General features: G+C 52.1%; 14 protein-coding genes, 1 tRNA gene and 1 other annotated feature. Of the genes, 4 read left to right on the top strand and 11 right to left on the bottom strand.

Features of this window, described 5'->3' with window-relative positions:
• The first annotated feature begins 143 nt into the window (after positions 1–143).
• On the top strand, positions 144–548 hold the full coding sequence (locus HMPREF9453_RS09470) for a pyridoxamine 5'-phosphate oxidase family protein (protein ID WP_008860335.1): 405 nt from the start codon (positions 144–146) through the stop codon (positions 546–548).
• A 1,497-nt stretch (positions 549–2,045) separates the two neighbouring features.
• Here the strand turns inward: HMPREF9453_RS09470 and mdcA are convergent.
• The 3 genes from mdcA to madL form a co-directional block, all read right to left on the bottom strand.
• Positions 2,046–3,719, bottom strand: a complete 1,674-nt coding sequence (gene mdcA / locus HMPREF9453_RS09455; protein ID WP_008860333.1) for a malonate decarboxylase subunit alpha — start codon at positions 3,717–3,719, stop codon at positions 2,046–2,048.
• Positions 3,720–4,021: 302 nt separating this feature from the next.
• Positions 4,022–4,786, bottom strand: coding sequence for a malonate transporter subunit MadM (gene madM / locus HMPREF9453_RS09450; protein WP_008860332.1), 765 nt, complete (start codon positions 4,784–4,786; stop codon positions 4,022–4,024).
• Positions 4,787–4,798: 12 nt separating this feature from the next.
• Positions 4,799–5,194, bottom strand: coding sequence for a malonate transporter subunit MadL (madL, locus tag HMPREF9453_RS09445; RefSeq protein ID WP_008860331.1), 396 nt, complete (start codon positions 5,192–5,194; stop codon positions 4,799–4,801).
• A 533-nt stretch (positions 5,195–5,727) separates the two neighbouring features.
• Here madL and HMPREF9453_RS09440 point away from each other — a divergent pair.
• The gene (locus HMPREF9453_RS09440; RefSeq protein WP_008860330.1) at positions 5,728–7,449 is read left to right on the top strand and encodes a histidine kinase; all 1,722 of its coding nucleotides are present in this window, start codon (positions 5,728–5,730) and stop codon (positions 7,447–7,449) included.
• Positions 7,450–7,461: 12 nt separating this feature from the next.
• Positions 7,462–8,214, top strand: a complete 753-nt coding sequence (locus tag HMPREF9453_RS09435) for a LytR/AlgR family response regulator transcription factor (protein WP_008860329.1) — start codon at positions 7,462–7,464, stop codon at positions 8,212–8,214.
• A 637-nt stretch (positions 8,215–8,851) separates the two neighbouring features.
• Here HMPREF9453_RS09435 and HMPREF9453_RS12300 read toward each other — a convergent pair.
• Complete coding sequence (locus tag HMPREF9453_RS12300) at positions 8,852–9,007, bottom strand: hypothetical protein (RefSeq protein WP_232217351.1); 156 nt, start codon at positions 9,005–9,007, stop codon at positions 8,852–8,854.
• A gap of 211 nt (positions 9,008–9,218) precedes the next feature.
• Positions 9,219–10,400, bottom strand: coding sequence for a YkvI family membrane protein (locus tag HMPREF9453_RS09425; protein ID WP_008860328.1), 1,182 nt, complete (start codon positions 10,398–10,400; stop codon positions 9,219–9,221).
• A gap of 149 nt (positions 10,401–10,549) precedes the next feature.
• Positions 10,550–10,747, bottom strand: a binding site (T-box leader).
• Positions 10,748–11,098: 351 nt separating this feature from the next.
• On the opposite strand from HMPREF9453_RS09425, the gene HMPREF9453_RS09420 reads away from it, so the two are divergent.
• Positions 11,099–12,175: an energy-coupling factor transporter transmembrane component T family protein gene (locus HMPREF9453_RS09420; protein ID WP_148363769.1), complete on the top strand. Its 1,077-nt coding sequence runs from the start codon at positions 11,099–11,101 to the stop codon at positions 12,173–12,175.
• Between the two features lie 292 nt (positions 12,176–12,467).
• Here the strand turns inward: HMPREF9453_RS09420 and bioA are convergent, their stop codons facing one another.
• The 6 genes from bioA to HMPREF9453_RS09390 all read right to left on the bottom strand — a co-directional run bounded on the left by bioA (position 12,468) and on the right by HMPREF9453_RS09390 (position 18,560).
• Positions 12,468–13,820 (bottom strand): adenosylmethionine--8-amino-7-oxononanoate transaminase, encoded by a 1,353-nt coding sequence (gene bioA, locus HMPREF9453_RS09415; protein ID WP_008860326.1) that lies wholly within the window; start codon positions 13,818–13,820, stop codon positions 12,468–12,470.
• A 679-nt stretch (positions 13,821–14,499) separates the two neighbouring features.
• Complete coding sequence (gene bioD / locus HMPREF9453_RS09410) at positions 14,500–15,174, bottom strand: dethiobiotin synthase (protein WP_008860325.1); 675 nt, start codon at positions 15,172–15,174, stop codon at positions 14,500–14,502.
• Between the two features lie 60 nt (positions 15,175–15,234).
• Positions 15,235–15,810, bottom strand: a complete 576-nt coding sequence (locus tag HMPREF9453_RS09405; RefSeq protein ID WP_008860324.1) for a biotin transporter BioY — start codon at positions 15,808–15,810, stop codon at positions 15,235–15,237.
• 227 nt (positions 15,811–16,037) lie between these two features.
• Positions 16,038–17,345: an MFS transporter gene (locus HMPREF9453_RS09400; protein ID WP_008860323.1), complete on the bottom strand. Its 1,308-nt coding sequence runs from the start codon at positions 17,343–17,345 to the stop codon at positions 16,038–16,040.
• Between the two features lie 208 nt (positions 17,346–17,553).
• Positions 17,554–18,405, bottom strand: coding sequence for a YitT family protein (locus HMPREF9453_RS09395; RefSeq protein ID WP_008860322.1), 852 nt, complete (start codon positions 18,403–18,405; stop codon positions 17,554–17,556).
• Positions 18,406–18,470: 65 nt separating this feature from the next.
• A tRNA-Ser gene (locus HMPREF9453_RS09390) sits at positions 18,471–18,560 on the bottom strand.
• Between the last annotated feature and the right edge of the window lie 272 nt (positions 18,561–18,832).

The following is an 18,832-nucleotide window of genomic DNA, read 5'->3' as shown; positions in this document are numbered from 1 at the left end:
CCCCCCGACGAGCGGTGGGAGGCAAGTTTGAAGGGCGCGGTCTCCTTCCCCCACAAAATGGGATAGAGGGTTTGAGTCAGCGTTCCTCTCCTCTTTTACGCAGCAGGGAGTATAATAAAGACAGTTGCAAAGGAGGTTTTTCTATGATGAATGAACAGGTAAAGAAAATTCTGGAAAACAATCTTTGGGAAGCAGCCACTGTATGCAGCAAGGGATTCCCCAATGTGGTGCCTGTGGGATTCAAAGCGGTGCTGGACGACGGGAGGCTGGCCATTGGCGATGTATTCCTGAAACAGACTCTGGAAAACATTGAAGCCAACCACCGCATTGCGATTTCCGCCTTTGATCCGAAAACTACGGAAGGCTACCAGATCAAAGGAAGGGCTGACTATGTAACCGACGGACCGGTGGTGGAAAAATTCAAGGCCCTGGCAGAAGAACTTTTCCACGGTGCCTGCACCACCAAGGGCGCTGTCATTATCACTCCGGAAAAAATCGTAGTCACCACCCCGGGACCGGATAATAAAAAAATCCTTCCCCTGGAATAAATGAATAAAGTAACCTGAAAGGGGCTGTGAAAAAATGGTAATCATTTCTTCACAGCCCTTTTCAATGGCTTCCTTTTCGGTAAATGACAGTCAGCTGCCCGCCGGCATCGTCATCTCGAGCGCAGCGAAGCGGAGTGGAGAAATCTCACCCCGAAAGGTAGCACGCCCCAGGGTGGCAGGAGATCTCTCGGCTCTGCGTTTCATTAGAGCCCAAAGTCCTTGCCACCCATACCGGCGCGTTCCTCCGCTCGAGATGATACCGCCCCGTCATTTCGAAGAAAGCGAAGCGGAGTGGAGAAATCTCACCCCGAAATGTGGCAAGCCCATGGTGTCAGGAGATCTCTCGGCCCTGCGTTTCAATAAAGCCCAAAGTCCTTAACACCCATACCGGCCCGTTCCTCCGCTCGAGATGACACAGGGGCTGGAAACTTACCATCAGAATAAGCCATAAAAAAAGGGCTGTGGAAAAATGGTTACCATTTTTCCACAGCCTTTTGTCCACGCAAAAAACTCCTGATTCGTCCCATACTGATGCACGGTAGGGCTCAGGCGTTCTGCTTCGATGAATCGGCCAGGGATAGCCGCCTAAACGGAATGACTGTGTCGTCAAGGAAGAACAGGTATAGCCATAGTTGCCACCAGGATTTCTAGCAGGTTTTCTTCAGGAGTTTTTATATGGTTGGCGCGCCAGAGAGGTGAATTTCATGAAGGCTTCTGTCCTTCCCTCTCCGCTTCCATGGATTGTGCGCTGCGGCATAGGAAGGATTTCGGCCCGGCCTTTTCGCCTCTCTGCTGATATAGTCCGATAAAGGGAGGAACTGTCTCTGCATCAGTCCTAAAGACAAAAGGTCCGGGAAGAAATATATGATACCGCCCCGCCCCGTCATTTCGACCGCAGCGAAGCGGAGTGGAGAAATCTCACGCCGAAATGTAGCAAGCCCATGGTGGCAGGAGATCTCTCGACTCTGCGTTTCATTAGAGTCCAAAGTCTTTGTATCCCATACCGGCGCGTTTCTCCGCTCGAGATGACGATGTCGGCGGGCAGCATACAGTCATTTCCAGAGGGACAAATTGACCAAAACGATGCCCTGCCCCGTCATTTCGACCGCAGCGAAGTGGAGTGGAGAAATTTCACTCCGAAATGTGGCAAGCCCGTAGTGGCAGGAGATCTCTCGACTCTGCGTTTCATGAGAGCCCAAAGTCTTTGCCCCATACCGACGCGTTCCTCCGCTCGAGATGACACCGCCCCCGTCATTTCGACCGTAGCGAAGCGGAGTGGAGAAATCTCACTCCGAAGTGTGGCAAACTCCATAGTGGCAGGAGATCTCTCGGCTCTGCGTTTCAATAAAGTCCAAAGTTTTTGCCACCCATACCGGCAGGTCCCCCTCGAGATGACGCCTGGCTGGAGGCTTGCCATCAGAATAAGTCATAAAAAAAGGGCTGTGGAAAAATGATTACCATTTTCCACAGCCCTTTCTGATGGCTTTCTATTTCTGATTACCAGTTTCTGAATTTAGCTGGCGGATTGTAGAGGCCGCCGGACCAGTCTACCAGGTCTTTCATGTTCTTGGCAGCCAGGAGGTCTCTGGTGGCGTCAGCAGGGTTGATGCCCAGGTCTTCCGGCAGTTTGACGATGCCTTCTTTGCGGAGTTTCTTTGTGATTTCCGGATCTTCCAGTTTGCCTACTTCCGTGTTTCCGGCCACGGCGCGGATAGCGTCCATTCTTTCTTCCATGTTGTGGCACTTATGGAGATAAGCGATACCCACTTCGGAAACGATATGGGTGAGGTCATCGGAGTAGATCATAATCGGTTCCAGGTCCAGGTTGGCGTTCTTTTTCAGTGCCACGGCGTCAAGCTGTTCTACGAAGCCCGGGAAGCCTTTGGCGGAGACAGTGGTAATCATCTGGACTACCAGTTTCTTGCCGCGGTTGGCATCGCCCATGAGTTCGAAACGGTTAGCCACTTCGGCGCCTGCTTTCTGCCATGCCGGGGTAACATGACGGCGGCCTTTGGCATCGCAGCCCATGTTCGGTGCGCCGCCGAAGCCTGCCACGTTGTTCTTGGTGGCGGTGGAGGAGTTGCCGTATTTATCGATCTGCATGGTGGAGCCGATGAACATGTCTGCTGCATAGTGGCCTGCTGCCTGGCAGAAGGCTCTGTTGGAGCGCATGGTACCGTCCGGTCCGATGGCGAAGATGTCAGGGCGGGCTTTGATGTATTCTTCCATGCCTACTTCGGAGCCGAAGGAGTAGACAGCCTGTACCCAGCCTGTTTCAATGGCAGGAATCAGGGTGGGGTGCGGGTTCAGTACCCAGTGGGTGCAGATCTTGCCCTTGAGTCCCAGGGATTCGCCGAAGGTGGGGAGAAGGAGTTCTACGGCAGCGGTGTCGAAGCCTACGCCATGGTTCAGGACTTTCACGCCGTATTCAGCATAAATGCCTTTGATGGCCATCATGGCTTTCATGATGCGGTCGTTTGTAATCTTAGCGGGGTCTCTGGTAAAGAGGGGGTTCAGCATGTAGGGGGTGGGGCTTTCGATAACGAAGTCTACCCAGTCAGCCGGGATATCCACGCGGGGCAGCTTATCTACCATTTTGTTGACCTGGAAAATCACGATGCCCTGGTTGAATTTCGTAGCTTCTACGATAGCCGGTGTATCTTCGGTGGAGAAGCCGGTGTAAATATTTCCGTCTTTATCAGCTGCATCGGCGCAGACCAGGGAAACTCTGGGTACCAGGTCGATGAAGTAGCGGGAGTACATTTCCAGATAGGTGTGGATGGCGCCCAGTTCGATGCCGTCGTTCTGTACCATCTGGGCCAGCCGTTTGCCCTGGCTGCCTGCATAGGCGAAGTCCAGCTTGCGGGCAATGCCTTTATCGAAAACATCCAGGTGTTCCGGAATGGAAAGGGTGGACTGAATCATGTGGAGGTCATGAACCTTGGCGGGATCCACTTCGCACAGTTTCTTAGCCAAAAAGTCTGCCTGTTTCTGGTTGTCCCCTTCGATGTTCACTTTGTCGCCGGGGCGAAGGACTGCTTCCAGCAGCTTTACTGTATCGGCAGGATCTACGATTTTGCCATGGGCATAGGGAGCGGCGGCAGCGATTCTTGCAGCGGTGTCGTCTCCTCTGGTATGCCAGTTTTTATTGCTTGGTTTGATTTCCAACATAATATCAATCCTTTCTTATGAAATGCGATAAGCAGAGTGATGACCTGCAGCACTTGGCTGGCAGGTTCTTTTTGATAATACTGGTTTTTTTATTATAATATAAGTCCTTTACTTTTGCAGGTGCAGGGCATTTCCTGGATGCCCCGCGCCTGAAAAAGGAAGGGAATCATTCCGGATCCGCCTCCTGTGAGAGATGGGCGCTGAAGGAAGGGGAATCTTTCAGCTCCCGGAGCGCTTCCCCGGAATGGGATAGTGAAGGAAAGGGGATGCCGTAAAAGGAATCTCTCTTTCCTATGACCGACTCAGAAGAAGAGGGTAGTCAGGAAGTAGAATACCGAGGGGAAAAGGAGGCATCCCAGGCCGGTATAGAAGGTAGCGGTCATAGCTGCATAGGGAACCAGTTTCGGGTTGACAGCGGCCATGCCGGCTGCGGTGCCGGAGGTGGTGCCCATGATGCCGCCGAAAGCCATGGCGGACTGAGGATTATCAATGGACAGTGGTTTTGCCACGAAGGGGGTCACCACCATGACCAGTACTGATTTCACCACACCTGCTGCAATAGAGATGGCGATGACTTCAGAAGAAGCCCCCAGAGCGGCTCCGGTAACCGGTCCCACTACGAAGGTAGCCACGCCGGCGCCAATGGTCACCAGGTCAACGGCGCTGGTATATCCCAGAGGATAAGCCACTGCAATACCTGCCACCAGGCAGATGAATTCGCCGAAGAACAGGGACGCTACGCCGCGCCAGCCAATTTTCTTGATTTCACGAAGATCCGCACCGAATGCAGTGGAAACGATGGCGAAATCTCTGAACATGGCGCCGCCCACCAGGCCCATGCCTGCAAAGAGAGGAATATCGGCAATACCCTTATTTCCTCCGGTGGTGACACCGCCGATGTAAGCCAGTACCAGGCCCAGGAAAATGGCAATAGCACTGCCATGTACCCGGCCCTTGGTGAGGCCGCCCAGTTTATAGGCCACAAACATGATGATGCCCAGAAGCATAAAGGCGAAAATCATGCCGTTTTTAACAAATAACTTTGTAATCATTGCTGCCATATCCATGATTTTCCCTCCTTATTTGTGATCCTTGGCCAGTTCGCTGTCCGATACCGGGGCTTCCGCTTTCTTCCTTGCGAAGAAAGGAATAGCCAGGAAACCGATGACTACTGCCAGCACACCGCCCAGAACAGCCACCACGCCGCCGGAAAGAGCAGCTGCCACGTTCTGAATGGAGCTCATAGCCACAACGATGGGAATGTACATGGCACTCCAGAATTTAATGCCCTGTTCCTCCGGTGCCTTCATATAACCCTTCTGAATGGCCCAGGTGGAAATCAGGATGAGGAGCAGCATGGCGAAACCTACGCCGCCGATATTGGCCTTCACGCCCAGAAGCGCTCCCAGCACATCACCGATGAAATTGCCTGCCATATAGCAGCCGGCTAAAAGTGCAACACCGTAAACAACCATAATAACCCTTCCTTTCTTTGAAAAACGTCCGTTTCCGCTCCCCCAGGGAGCTTCGCCTTTCAAAAAACTTGAACCCTGCAAGTCTCTATTTGTTATAATAAAAGCAAATAGGACTTATCAAAAATCCTTTGATTTCTTTCAGCCTTAGTATACCTGCTTTCGTTGAAAAATTAAAAAATTATGAGCCCAGATGCAGGAAACAGGGGATAAGATGCAAATAAAATGTATTGATTGAATAATTCATAGTTTATAAGTTATTATTTTTTCAAAACATAAAGGCTGTTGTCTATGGTTTAAGAAAGTGCGCTTCCCCTTGCGCCCCCTTGAGGTGCCAAGGGAACTTGATTCGCCGGGAGTCGAAGACGACTGAGAATCAAGTGACACGCTTCCCACCGGGGCGGAGAGGGCCACGAAGTGGCGCGGGGGTGCTGCACGGCAAGAGTCTCAAATGGCACTCCCCCAGGCAGGCCCTAAAATTTTTCATTTCCCCATCGCCAGAAGTTCCCCACTTTTCCCATGGAAAGGATGATACTATGAATTCTTCCTGGATTATCGGCATCCAGCATGTATGGTTCGGCATTTCCATTTTTCTCCTTCTCCTGCTTCTGATCTGCCGCACCACTTTTTTCCGTGAAGCCATTTCCGCCAAGCATTTCAGCCGGCGGCATATGGTGTTTTTCATCCTGCTCTTTTCCGTCCTTTCCATCTGCGGCACCTACTGGAATGTGCGGGCCGGCGGGGGCATTATCAATTTCCGTGCGGTAGGCATTATCCTGGCCGGCCTCATCGGTGGACCGGTGGTGGGTACGGTGACAGGACTTATCACCGGTTTCCATCGGGCTTTCTTTATTCCCACCGATGCCGCCTTTATCCATGGGGGCCTCACCATTATTCAGGGCATTGCGGCCGGTTTCCTTTCCAAACGGCTGAAGAAGCACCATCACCAGCTGTGGATGTGGGCTTTTCTTGACGCCTTTACGCTGGAAATCCTTTTCTGGCTGTTTTACGCCTTTCTCACCTTTCCCCAGACCATCAGCCATCCCGAGGATTTCTTTGCCCTGTCTCTGCCTATCATCGTAACCAATACCATTGCCGTTTCTCTTTTCTACATGGTGATTGAGTTCTTTATCCACCAGCGGGATTCAGAAAAGACCCAGACCACAAAGAATACCTTCGATGCGGTGGCCGCCCTTTTTGCCACGCTGCACGACGGGTTCAACGATGCCAATATTTCCAAAATTGCAGAGCTTATGACTTCTTCCCTGCCCAGTCTCATCTGGACGGCCATTTCCTACAAGGACCAGTTCTACACCCGCACCAATTACAAAACCGAAGCCGATGAGACCCAGGGGGATGCGGAAATCGCCATTCTGAAGCTGCAGAAGTCTCTGCCCGATATGCCCCATCTCATGACACTGCCGGTGACTTACAAAAATGAGACGGTGGGATATATTATCGCCGCCAAAAGCAAGGGCGATACGTTCACGAAGATGGGTATCGAATTCCTGCACGGCATCTGCCATGTGATGGAAGCCATATATGAGTACGACCGCATGAAGGAGGAGGAAAATCTTCTGGCGGAAGCGGAAATCCGGGCGCTGCAGGCCCAGATCAATCCCCATTTCCTCTATAATACGCTGAATACCATCAGCTACTATGTGAGAAGCGACCCTGATACGGCCCGAAAGCTCATCCAGTACCTGTCCGATTATTTCCGCCACAGTCTGAACAATCCTTCCAAGCTCATTCCCCTGTCGGAGGAGCTTCATGTCATTGAATGCTACACGGAGCTGGAACGGGCGCGGTTCGGCGACCGGCTGAAAATCACCTACGATTTCCCAAAGGATAAGCTGAATGATATCCAGGTACCGCCGCTGCTCTTGCAGCCTCTGGTGGAAAATGCGGTGATCCACGGTATTTTCAAGCGGCCGGAAGGCGGTAAAATCAAGGTGGGCCTCATCGAGCATCCGAAGTATTTCAAAATTTATGTACTGGATACGGGTGTAGGCATTCCCGCCAGGAAGCGGAAGAGGCTTCTCATAGATCACAAACGGCGGGACCAGATCGGCCTCATCAATGTGCATCAGCGCCTCATGTCCCTCTTCGGCAGTGCCTGCGGCCTCCATATCGTAAGTAAGGAAAACCGGGGCACCCTTGTATTTGCCAATATCCCCAAAATTGAAAAGGCCCCTGCCTCTCTGGCAGATGAGGAAGGAGCCATTACGAAAACCATCGTCCTGCCGACAAAGAAATAAGAAAGGAATATTATGGAAGAAATCAAAACGCTGGTGGCTGATGACGAGCTTCCGGCCAGAGGAGAATTGAAGTATGAGCTTTCTGCCATTCCCGGCGTGAAAATCGTGGGCGAATGTGCCAACGGCAGAGAGGTGCTGCAGTTTTTAAAGGCCCACCCCAATGTGGACATCCTCTTTCTGGATATCGAAATGCCTATCATGAACGGTCTGGAATGTGCCAGGGAGATCCTAAAGATGGACCTGCCCTTGAAAATCGTATTCGCCACAGGCTACAGCCAGTTTGCCCTGCAGGCCTTCGATCTGGAAGCCTTTGACTACATTCTGAAGCCCTATTCTGAAAATCGCATCCGCCGCATCATCGAAAGGCTCACCGACAGTCTGGCCCTGCAGCGCGGGAAAATAGTGCCCGGCGAAGTGCAGGTCACTTCCCAGAAGGTATCTATCCAGACAAAAAATAAAACCCTCATGATTTCCCCATCTGAGGAAATCGTGCTGGTATGTACGGAAAAATCGGACCGCTCCCTCTTTTACACCACCAGCGGCATCGTGGAATCCAGGATGACCCTCCGGGACATAGAAAGTCTCCTCACTCCTTTGGGCTTCTTCCGTACCCATAAGGGCTATATTGTGAACCTTTCCATGATTCATGAAATCCAGCCCCAGGACAATGGCACCCTCCTTCTCACCATGACCAGCTATGAAAAGCAGAAGGTACCTGTGTCAAGGCACTATATCAAAGCCTTCAAGAGCATACTGCATATATGACATATGAAAAAGACCGCCACAGGGCGGTCCTTTTTCATAAGGTCCAGAAGGGAAGGTTCTTAAGATGGACCGGCCTGGCGGCCGGAGGGTTCTTAGGTTTGACGGGGCCTTTGGCCACGAGGGTTGTTGTGGCGGCTTCGCCGCAGATGATAAAGTCAGCGTTACGGGATTGGCTTTCTGGTGGGAGATCTCTCGACTCAGAGTTTCATCGAAGCGGTTCCCCTCTAACACCCATACCGGCGCATCCCCCCGCTCGAGATGACGATATTGGCGGGCGCCCCTATCGTCATTTCGACCGTAGCGGAGCGGAGTGGAGAAATCTCACGCCTCCATGGTCAAGAAAGCGGGTGCGGCTTTCACCGCAGGTTGTGTAGAAGGGCTGCATCACTTTTGCTCAGGGGGGCGGGGAAAAGGTGCTTAAGATTGACCGGCCCACTGGGCCGGAAGGTTCTTAAGTTTGACGGCCCTTTGGGCCGAGGGTTGTGGTATCGCCCTATCGGTGCACAGCGAACATATTTTGCACTATGCGAACTGGATTTGTAAGGGAGCATCAGCGACCTGAAAATCCAGTGAGTCAGTGACAACAGAGGGTGAAGGAGCGCTAGCGACGCGCAAAATGTAGTGAGTCGTTTCCCCTTTAGGGGGCGATGAATTTTATAATGCCTCCTTCGGCGGTCACGTCCACATCAAGTATCATAATCAGGATTACCACCGTCCACCCCTTCGCCACTTCGTGGCCCTCTTCCCCTAAAGGGGACGCAAGGAGCGTTACGGGATTAGCTATCTGTGTCATATGTAACACAATATCCAGTGCCACCTATTTTCTCGTTTCCCCTTGAGGGGAAGTCCCGCGAAGCGGGAAAGGGTGTACGGGGCAGAGTATCGATAGGATGCTCCATCGCGGTCCTGGCCGCCAATCGGCGGCCCCCCGAGCGAAGCGGTGCACAGCGAACACATTTTGCACTATGCGAACTGGATTTGTAGGGGAGCATCAGCGACCTCCCTTACGCCTTTTGCCGGCAGTCTGCTGCCAGCTCTTCTGTTTCCATTTCTTCTCCTTCTTCTTTCCGGAAGATTTTATATACGCCCACCGTGAGGAGCGGCAGGAGGAAGAGGGCCATGAAGGCGTAGGCCAGGGCCATGTAGCCTTTGGCGATGAGGTCGATGATGCCTACCTGGGCCAGAGCTACAGCGCAGGCCATGATAACTACCGTGGTCAGCCCTTTATTTCTGCGGGACAGGGCGGTTCTTCCCTTTTCTTCCAGCCCCTTGTCCACCCTTTCCAGGAGGGCATGAATCATACCGGTAGCTGTTTCCACCAGAGTCCATCCCATGATGAAGCTGAAGGCCACCATCATCCAGGAAGGCACGCCGCTTTCCTGCATCATCATCATCCAGGGCACCTGGGCGCCCAGTACTTCTTTGGAAGGATAGAAGCCCATGACGGCAAAGTAGGTAAGGAACCAGGGCACCGTAGCCAGAAGGCCGGCCAGCACACCGCTCACTACCGATTCTCTCCGTTTCGTCTGTTTCTTAATGGTGAAGAAGGAAGCAGGAAATACCACCAGGTTGCAGGCCATGTAGAGAAGGCCTGTCCAGAGAGCATGACCCATGGTGGCATCGGGCACGTAGGAATGGTCTGAAGATGCCATGACGGCTGCAATATTTCCTGTGTGTCCGGAAATGACCAGCACCGAGAAAGTGAGGTATCCTGCATAGAGGGCCAGGGTGCCGAAGGTTTCGAAGAAGGAAATCACTTTCTCACCGAAGAAATTCAGAAGGCCTGCCACCACCATAATGCCTACGACGCCAAACCAGTGGGACACGCCGAACATCTGCTGTACCACGGCGCCGGTGGCTGAGGACATGACAGCCAGAATGATAACCATGAACACCGTGTATACCAGGTCAAACACCGGATACAGGGGTCCTGCAATGGACTGGATGAAGGATTTGTAATCATACACATGGTACAGGCGGATCAGTTCATAGCACAGCACTGCCACCAGGGCAAAGCCTGCCATAATGCCAAGGCCTGCATACCAGCCGTAGGCGCCGAACTTGGCGCCGTACTCCACGATTTCCCGGCCCGTGGCATAACCGCCGCCAATCATGACGGACTGCAGCACAATGCCTGGAAGAAGATATTTCCCCAGGTTCCCATCAAACATCGAAGATACTTTCATAATAACCCTCCTTCAATATTCGGCAGGGCAATAAAAAAGCCCCTGCCACAATAGACAGAGGCGGATGTTCCGCGGTACCACTCTGATTTATCACTCAGACACAAAGCATAAAGACGATGGAAAAAGAAAAGTCCCTGTCCGAATAATCGGACAGGGGCGAAATCGCGGTACCACCCTGCATTATACTCCTATGTCATAGTCCTGTAACGGGCACTCCCGCTTTCCTTACTGCTGCTTCAGGAAAGATGCTCCCAAGTGATTGTCCATGACCCGTGTGTACCGGCTTTCACCATACGCCGGCTCTCTGGGACATCGTCAGCCATGTCCATCTTGCTCATCGCTCTTTATGGGCTATTATAGCACCATGAGACCCATTGTCAAGGAAAAACTGATTTTCGGTGCCGAGGAACAGAGTCACCGGCATGGGGCTTCCAGCTTTTAGCTTCTAGCTTTCAGGAAAACTCTACGGCCTGCGGCATGAATGACTATCGAAAATATCAAATGAAAAGTGCCACAGACAAATCAATTTTCCTGATTGCCGGAGGCTAAAAGCCCCCACGCGAATGGCTGTATCCATAAGCAACCCAGACTGCCTTCTGTTATAATACATACAAAACTCTACCTTACAAGGACGTGATTTCTTGCAATCCCAAAGCAGCATAAAAGCCTCATCTGGCATCCGTCCCCATTGGGTGCTCATGATGGTTACCTTTCTGTACATACTCATCAATATTACCCACCCGGAACTGAAGGGAGAAGCCATTGCCTGCTCCATGGGCCTCTTCATCTTTTACACCTGGCGCCGGATCCTGCTGATTCTTATCACCGCCGCCATTGCCTTTGCCCTGGTGTCCTTCTTCCCCTTCCTGGCTCCCGTGGCCTTTATTCTCATGGTTATTATCTTCATAGCCCGGCTCAGCTATATCCTGAAAAACTGGCGGGCCGTGCTGGCAGGATTCTACATGTATGCCCTGGCCTTCGGATTTGCTTTCTATGGTTCTGTATTTGGAGAATTGATCTGGGGCATTTCTTTCTACCATTACCGATTGAATGGTATAAACCCCCTTTGGGGATACCAGGGCCTGGAATACACCCTTGCCGCAATGGTAGCCCTCTTTTTCACGGTCATTTTCCATTTTATCATGCGCTGGCTCTACCGCCACCATTATACCCTGCAGCAGGCCCTGCCCATTATGGGGGTGGCGCCGCTTCTCATCATCCTCCTCTTTCTCCCCTTCATCAAAGCCTTCGACAGCTTTGAAACAGGAGTGGATACAGTGGATGCCGGCGGCCATTCCTTCGACGGCATAGATGGAAGCGGGCATACCGTGGATACAGCGGATTTCGGCCATACCGATATGGACGATTTCAGTCATCCCGATATAATCCATCATGACTCCATAGATGCCGGCAGCCACGATGTCTCCGACGCTCCCGGCGTCCACCACACCCATGATTACTTCCGTACCGGTCCCGATGGTGAAGTGCAGCATGTCCACGGCTATGAAGCCACGAATCCCGATGGCATTCCGGAAAATAACTATTCCTACCACGGGGATTCCTATGCAGACAGCACCGATGGCTCCATCCCCTCTGATGCCATAGATGCAGCTCCCATCCATGGCACTGAAGGTCCTCTTGCAGAATCTCCTGCGGATACAGCCCTTCTGGCAGGCACAGAAGGGGCCATGGAGAAGGAACGCAAAGAGCAGAAAGAAAAAGAATTGTCCCTGGACGATGCCATCCGGCATAACAGGAATGACAGCCAGGGATAGTATGAAGAGCCTCTCTCCATGCTTGTTGTGCCCCCCTGGCGAATGCATGCTGACGGGTAGAGCCACTGGCACGGAGCTGCGAGTTGCCAGCTTCCAGCTTCCAGAAAGACTCTGCAGCCCACGGCATGAATGACTGGTGGAATTATCCAGGAGGAAGCGCCGCAGGCAGATCAGCCTTCCTGGCAGCCCCCACAAGTGACTCTATCCATCAGCATAAAAACCGCCTTACCCAATAGTCATGCAATCAAAAAGAGAGAAAGCCCAAATGGCTTTCTCTCTTTTTGATGACCGGTTATTCTCCCAGCACCGCATGAACCGCTTCGGTACAGAGTTTCACTGCCTTATCCATATCTTTTCTTTCGATGGTGAGCGGCGGATTGAAGTAGATAATGTCTCCCATGGGGCGGAGCACCAGGCCCAGGTCCATGGCTTTGCGGAAGATGTGCCATCCGATACGTCTGGCAGGATCGAAGGCTTTCTTTGTCTTCGGATCTTCCACCAGTTCGATGGCATTGATGAGACCGATGTGGCGGATTTCGCCTACATTCTTATGATGGCCCAGGGCTTTCATCAGTTCTTCATGGAGATATTTCCCGTCTTCATTCACCTTTTCCAGAATATGGTCCCGTTTCATGATTTTCAGCACCGTCAGGGCGATGGCGCAGCCCATGGGATTTCCTGCATAGGTATGGCTGTGGACGAAGGCTTTGTGGGTACCGTAGTCATCGTAGAAGGCATCGTATACCTTGTCGGTGGTAATGGTCATGGACATGGGCATGTAGCCGGCGGTGAGGCCTTTGGAGGTACAGAGGATATCCGGGGACACGCCGGCATGTTCGATGGCAAAGAGGGTGCCGGTCCTGCCAAAGCCGGCGGCGATTTCATCGTCGATGAGAAGGACGCCGTATTCATCGCAGAGCTTGCGGAGTTTCCGGAGGTATTCTGCCGGATAGATGCGCATGCCTGCCGCGCCCTGAAGGATAGGCTCCACAATGCAGGCCACCGTTTCCTTTCCGTGTTTCTTAAAGGCTTCCTCGGCGCTTTCAAAGCACTCTACGCTGCAGGTTTCACGGGTCTTGCCGTAGGGACAGCGGTAGCAGTCCAGACCTTTGAAATGGATATTGTTCATGAGCATGGGGTGGAATATTTTGGCATAGAGGTCCATGGAGCCCACGGACAGGGCGCCGATGGTTTCACCGTGATAGGATTCGGGCAGGCACATGAAACGGGTCCTTTCGGGATGACCGGTCTGATACTGGTACTGGAAGGCCATTTTCAAAGCCGCTTCTACAGAGGAAGAGCCATTGTCGTGGAAGGTGAATTTGGTGAGTCCCTTCGGCAGCAGCGGTTCCAGCTCCCGGCACAGTTCGATGGCCGGTTTATGGGTGAAGTTGGTGAAAATGACATGCTCCAGCTGATCCACCTGCTTCTTCAAAGCCTCATTGATTTCCGGATTGCAGTGGCCCAGAAGATTGCACCACCAGGAGGAAATGATGTCCAGGTATTCCTTGCCATGGGTGTCATAAAGGTATACCCCTTTGCCGTGGTCTACCACTACCGGCGGAAATACTTCGTTATCCTTCATCTGCATGGCCGGATGCCAGATGTATTTTTTATCTTCCTCTTCCCAGTTAATGTCTGCCATTTTATATACTCCTTTGTGTTTATTGTCATTTGGTCTGGATGGATATGGTGTCAGTTTCCGTGAAAAGGGGGGCACGGCTTCGCCGTGGGTTGTGTAGAAGGGTTGTGTAAAAAGGTTCTTAGGATTGACAGCGGCTTCGCCGCTGAGGGTTCTTAAGTTTGACGCGCCTGACGGCGCGAGGGTTGTAGTGGCGGCTTCGCCGCAGTTTATAGCCTCCTTGCGGAGGCTGGCTCGCTTCGCTCGCAAAATCGTATAACTGCGCCGCAGGCGGCATATATACTCATCGCCCGGCAGGGCGATACCACAACCCTCAGGCTGTGCACATTCTGCAGAGAATGTGCACGTCAGTCGAAGTTGGCCCATAGCCTGCCCATAAAAGGGCCTCCCTTTTAATCGACTGACCGTTAGGCCTGTCAAACCTGAGCCCCCTCGGCCCGGCAGGGTCGTCAACCTTCGGAGCTAAAGGCTCCGTCAACCCTTACGCACATTAGGGAAGCACTGATTCATTCATAGAGTCTGCTTTTATAAGAATTTTTATGCACTGCTTCGTCATGGGACTCCTTAAATAGCTCGCTATTCGCGTCGTCCCATTCCTTGCATTGCATAAAAATCCAAGAATAAAAGCAGACAGTGATTTAATCAGCGCTTCCCCAGGGAGCACAGCCATCCCCTCAATCACTCACACTTCCGCGTAGCATCCTTCCAGCACCTTGGGGTCGCAGTGGAGGATGGTATCTCCTTTTTTCACCAGAGCAATCACCTTGACGCCGGTGATTTCTTCTATCATCTTTACATTGTCCTCTTCCATGACGCCGCCCTGCCAGTTGTTGAGGATAATGCCTTTGATGGGGATGTGGCGGTTTTTGATGTATTCGCAGGTAGTCACCACATGGTTAATGGTGCCAAGGCCAGCATCGGCCACCACCAGTACCGGCAGATGGAGCCAGCCGATAATGTCGGTGAGGTAGTAATGGGCTTTTTCATCGTGACGGATAGGGCAGACAATGCCGCCGCTTCCTTCCATGGTCACGTAGGGATATGCTTCCGTAACCCGTTTCCAGGCCTGCAAAATCACTTCTTTTTCCAGGGGATGGCCTTCCAGCTTTGCTGCCAGATGGGGCGATACGGCATGCTGGTAGAGATAGGAAAGGATCATGTCTTCCGGTTCATGAATGTCAGCAAACTTGTTTACAAAGCCTGCGTCAGAAGCGGCCACCGTAGGCGCACCGCTGATGGCAGCCTTGTAGTAGCCTGCGTTATAGCCGGCCTGCCTCATGGTTTTCACAATCAGCGCCGTTACGTAGGTTTTGCCGATATCCGTGTCGGTGCCGGTAATAAATAATCCTTTACTCATTTCAAACTCCCCCTTGCAATAAAATAAGGAAGACCTGTTTCATTCTTCCTTGTGAGACCTTTACTCATGGATGCCCAGTGCCTTCACCAGCCTCTTGGAAAGGAAGGCTGCCAGAATGCAGAGACAGATATCACCGGGTACAGCCAGCAGGAAGCAGTACAGAATCACTGCCCATACGCCGATGGTTTTCCCGATGTAGAAATTATTGATGAAGTAGACGTAAATCATGCCGAACAGATACACCACTGCCAGTCCGCAGAGATTGGCAAAGAGGACCTTGCCAAAGGACCAGGAGCCGCTCATTTCACGGAGCTTTCCTGTGAGCCAGGCGCCGGCAATGAATCCCACCAGGTAGCCGAAGGTGGGCTGGAAAATATAGGAAGGGCCGCCGCCCTCCGTAAATACGGGCACTCCCACCAGTCCCAGCAGCACGTAAAGGGCTACGGAAAGAGCCCCTTTCCGGCTTCCCAGAAGGAGCCCCGCCAGGGTGGTGAAGAGAAGCTGCAGCGTAAAGGGACACACCGGCACCGGAATACGAATGAAAGCGCCAATGGCAATGAGCGCCGTAAACAACCCAAAAAGAACGATTTCCCGGGACCTCCCCTGTCCCTGCTCCAATGCATTTTCCCGAACCATGTTCTCGCCTCGTTTGTAAACTAATTGTTATTCATTTTCCGTATACGCGGTTTACATACGTATATCATATAACAACCTTGCTTCTATTTCAACGTTTACAATGTATTTTTAAGCAAAGGAATCACCCATGGATTCATCCAGCCTTCTTAGCGGCGGGTAACCGTATCAGGGATTCCAATAAAAAAACTGCCATGGAATCATTCCATGACAGTTTTTGAAATAAGGCATCAGCGAATCACTGTGCCCCTGGTATCCTTGATGAAAAAGAGTACATTCACTGCTGCTGCCACATAAACGCAGGACAGGAGGGCGAAGGCGGCACTGAAGCCGTGAGACTGGGCCAGGGCGCCGATAATGGCAGGAGCAAAGCCCCCTACGGCACGGCCTGTATTGAAGATGAAATTCTGGGCAGTGGAGCGGGCATCGGTAGTATAGTTTTCAGAAAGAAGAGTGCCATAGCCTGCCATCATGCCGTTGCAGAAGAAGCCCAGGAAGGCGCCGCCGAAGAGAAGGGCCACCGGGGTGCCCAGGTTCACGTAAATATAAACCATGGCCGCTGCGCAGATATAGAAAATCAGATAAGGAATCTTCCGTCCCAGACGGTCACAGAGATAACCGAACACATAAATGCCGGCAATCATGCCGATAACGGTCACAATCATCCAGCCGGACATTGATTTCGTGGTAAGGCCGTGTTCCTTCAGCAGGATCATGGGCAGCCATACCATAATGCCGTAGTAGCCGAAGTTCTGCACACTGGTCATCACCGTGAGGGACAGGGTGGTTACGGTTTTGGAAGGACTGGCGAAAAGATGGGCCAGAGGGAACTTCTTTGCTTCCTCCAGCTGCTCTTCTTCCTCAGCCGTCAGGGTTTCTCCCCTTTCCTTCCGGGCAGCCAGTTCCTTCTTCATTTCCTTGCGCTTCACCCACATAGGCGGTTCTTTAATGCCATGACGGGCCCAGGCAGCCAGGAGCGCCGGTACCACGCCTACCAGGAAAAGGCCTCTCCAGCCATAATCGGGAAGCACCACAGCCGCCAGGATAGCTGCCAGCACGGCGCCGGCCTGCCAGCCCATGGCTACACCGGCAGTGGCTCTGGCCCGCTTGGCAGCCGGCCAGGTTTCAGAAACAAGGGTCATGCCGATACCGTATTCGCCGCCCAAGCCAAGGCCGGCCAGGAAACGGAGAATATTCAGATGGGTTACATTGTCTGCGAAGGCGCAGGCTCCGGTAAAGATGGAGAAAATAATGATGGTCAGAGAAAAAGTATGGACACGGCCGAAGTAGTCGGCGAATATACCGAAGAGATATCCCCCCAGCACCGTACCGATGAGGGTGTAGGTGGCAATGAGGCCACCTTCTCCCAGGGTCAGGCCGAACTCACTGACAATAGCCGCCATAGCAAAAGAAAGAATCAGCACATCCAGACCGTCCATGGCATAGCCGATGATGGAGGCCCACATGATTTTCCATCGTTCCTTCCGCGTTACACCGGTTTCTTCAAACTCCAGTTCTTCCAAAGATTTTTCCGACATAGTACCCCCCTAACAGGTCTTCCAAATGAATAAAAAACTGACTGCGCCGATTTCGGCACAAATTGTCTTATTTTATAATGGAAATCTTCATTTGTAAAGGGGAAAAAATAAAAAAAGGCCGCTTGGCGGCCATCCATATAAATGAGCCGCCAAAGGCGCCTGAACCCTCTTGCGTCTAAAATGACAGTCATCCTCCAGGAACTCCATCCTATTTCCCTTTCACCAGTCCTCCCTGGACTTCCTGCACATCGAAAACCGAGAGAAAGGCATTGGGATCAATGCCGTGAACCACCTGTTTCAGCTTGGTCACTTCCAGACGGGTCACCACACAGTAAAGCACATCCTTGTCGTCCTTCAGGAAACCGCCCTGGCCGTGGAGTCGGGTAACGGCCCTGTGCATATCGTGGACAATGGCGTCCGATACCTTGTCATAGTCCGTAGTCACGATGAAGACGCCTTTGGAAGAATCAAGACCGGTAGAGACAGCGTCAATCATGCGGGAGCAGATGAAATAGGCAATGAGGGAATACATGGCGCTGTTCCAGCTGAACACAAATCCGGCGGCGCCCAGGATGAAGAAGTTGAAGAACATAATGATTTCCCCTACGGAAAAAGAGGTCCTGTTATCCATCCAGATGGCCACGATTTCCGTACCGTCCGTAGAGCCGCCGCTCTTAATGACAATGCCTACGCCGATGCCGATGATGATGCCGCCGAAAATGGTGGACAGGAAAGGGTCCGTAGTGGCAGGCTTGAGCTGCTCAAACCAGGAGGAGCAGAGGGAAAGGACTACAATGGCATAGGTGGAAGATGCCGCCAGCCCGGCTCCCAGTCTACGATACCCCAGGTAAAAGAAGGGAAGGTTCAAAATCACAATGAGCAGGGAGAAGGGAATGCCCGTCAAAGCCTGCACCAGAAGGGAAATACCGGTAATGCCGCCGTCGATGATGTGGTTGGGGATAAGAAACAGGTTCAGTCCGGCGGAGTAAATCACAGCTCCCACCGTGAGCCCGAGTATTTTTCTAAAAATAGACAACAGGTCTATATTTCTTCCTGCCATAGTCACAGCCTCCATGAACATGATGATACAAAAAATCCGCGGTCCATGCCGCGGATTCATTTTTATGGCGGAAGGGATGGGATTCGAACCCATGAACCTCTCACGAAGTTAACGGTTTTCAAGACCGCCTCCATCAACCGCTCGGACACCCTTCCATAACGATACTATTATAGGGGAGAAAGAGAGCGTTGTCAATGGTATAGGGCCGCTTTGGTAAGTGTCAAGTTTTCCTCGGTAATTCATTTGACTGTCGATAATTACTATCTCCGTGGCTTCGGTTTTATCAGTATTTCTGTATAGCTCTGGCCAGTCTCCCCATTGGTGAAGAAGAAGCTCCATAAACGCCTATACGCCCCTCCAGGCATCCCGGCCTATAGTTTCTCATCTTACGCTTCTGCGCCTCACTCCGGACATTCTGGGCGATTTT

Source organism: Dialister succinatiphilus YIT 11850 (assembly GCF_000242435.1).
Taxonomy (GTDB): domain Bacteria; phylum Bacillota; class Negativicutes; order Veillonellales; family Dialisteraceae; genus Dialister; species Dialister succinatiphilus.
The sequence above is the reverse complement of the archived record's forward strand: the minus strand, read 5'-3'. Positions and strand labels throughout refer to the sequence as shown.

What these genes read in the sequence shown, in the direction of transcription:
- HMPREF9453_RS09400 (WP_008860323.1), bottom strand. Translation starts at nt 17,345, where the DNA reads ATGTCGGAAAAATCTTTGGAAGAACTGGAGTTTGAAGAAACCGGTGTA.
- HMPREF9453_RS09405 (WP_008860324.1), bottom strand. Translation starts at nt 15,810, where the DNA reads ATGGTTCGGGAAAATGCATTGGAGCAGGGACAGGGGAGGTCCCGGGAA.
- madM (WP_008860332.1), bottom strand. Translation starts at nt 4,786, where the DNA reads ATGGATATGGCAGCAATGATTACAAAGTTATTTGTTAAAAACGGCATG.
- mdcA (WP_008860333.1), bottom strand. Translation starts at nt 3,719, where the DNA reads ATGTTGGAAATCAAACCAAGCAATAAAAACTGGCATACCAGAGGAGAC.
- bioA (WP_008860326.1), bottom strand. Translation starts at nt 13,820, where the DNA reads ATGGCAGACATTAACTGGGAAGAGGAAGATAAAAAATACATCTGGCAT.
- HMPREF9453_RS09395 (WP_008860322.1), bottom strand. Translation starts at nt 18,405, where the DNA reads ATGGCAGGAAGAAATATAGACCTGTTGTCTATTTTTAGAAAAATACTC.
- HMPREF9453_RS09425 (WP_008860328.1), bottom strand. Translation starts at nt 10,400, where the DNA reads ATGAAAGTATCTTCGATGTTTGATGGGAACCTGGGGAAATATCTTCTT.
- HMPREF9453_RS12300 (WP_232217351.1), bottom strand. Translation starts at nt 9,007, where the DNA reads ATGACACAGATAGCTAATCCCGTAACGCTCCTTGCGTCCCCTTTAGGG.
- madL (WP_008860331.1), bottom strand. Translation starts at nt 5,194, where the DNA reads ATGGTTGTTTACGGTGTTGCACTTTTAGCCGGCTGCTATATGGCAGGC.
- HMPREF9453_RS09440 (WP_008860330.1), top strand. Translation starts at nt 5,728, where the DNA reads ATGAATTCTTCCTGGATTATCGGCATCCAGCATGTATGGTTCGGCATT.
- bioD (WP_008860325.1), bottom strand. Translation starts at nt 15,174, where the DNA reads ATGAGTAAAGGATTATTTATTACCGGCACCGACACGGATATCGGCAAA.
- HMPREF9453_RS09435 (WP_008860329.1), top strand. Translation starts at nt 7,462, where the DNA reads ATGGAAGAAATCAAAACGCTGGTGGCTGATGACGAGCTTCCGGCCAGA.
- HMPREF9453_RS09470 (WP_008860335.1), top strand. Translation starts at nt 144, where the DNA reads ATGATGAATGAACAGGTAAAGAAAATTCTGGAAAACAATCTTTGGGAA.
- HMPREF9453_RS09420 (WP_148363769.1), top strand. Translation starts at nt 11,099, where the DNA reads ATGATGGTTACCTTTCTGTACATACTCATCAATATTACCCACCCGGAA.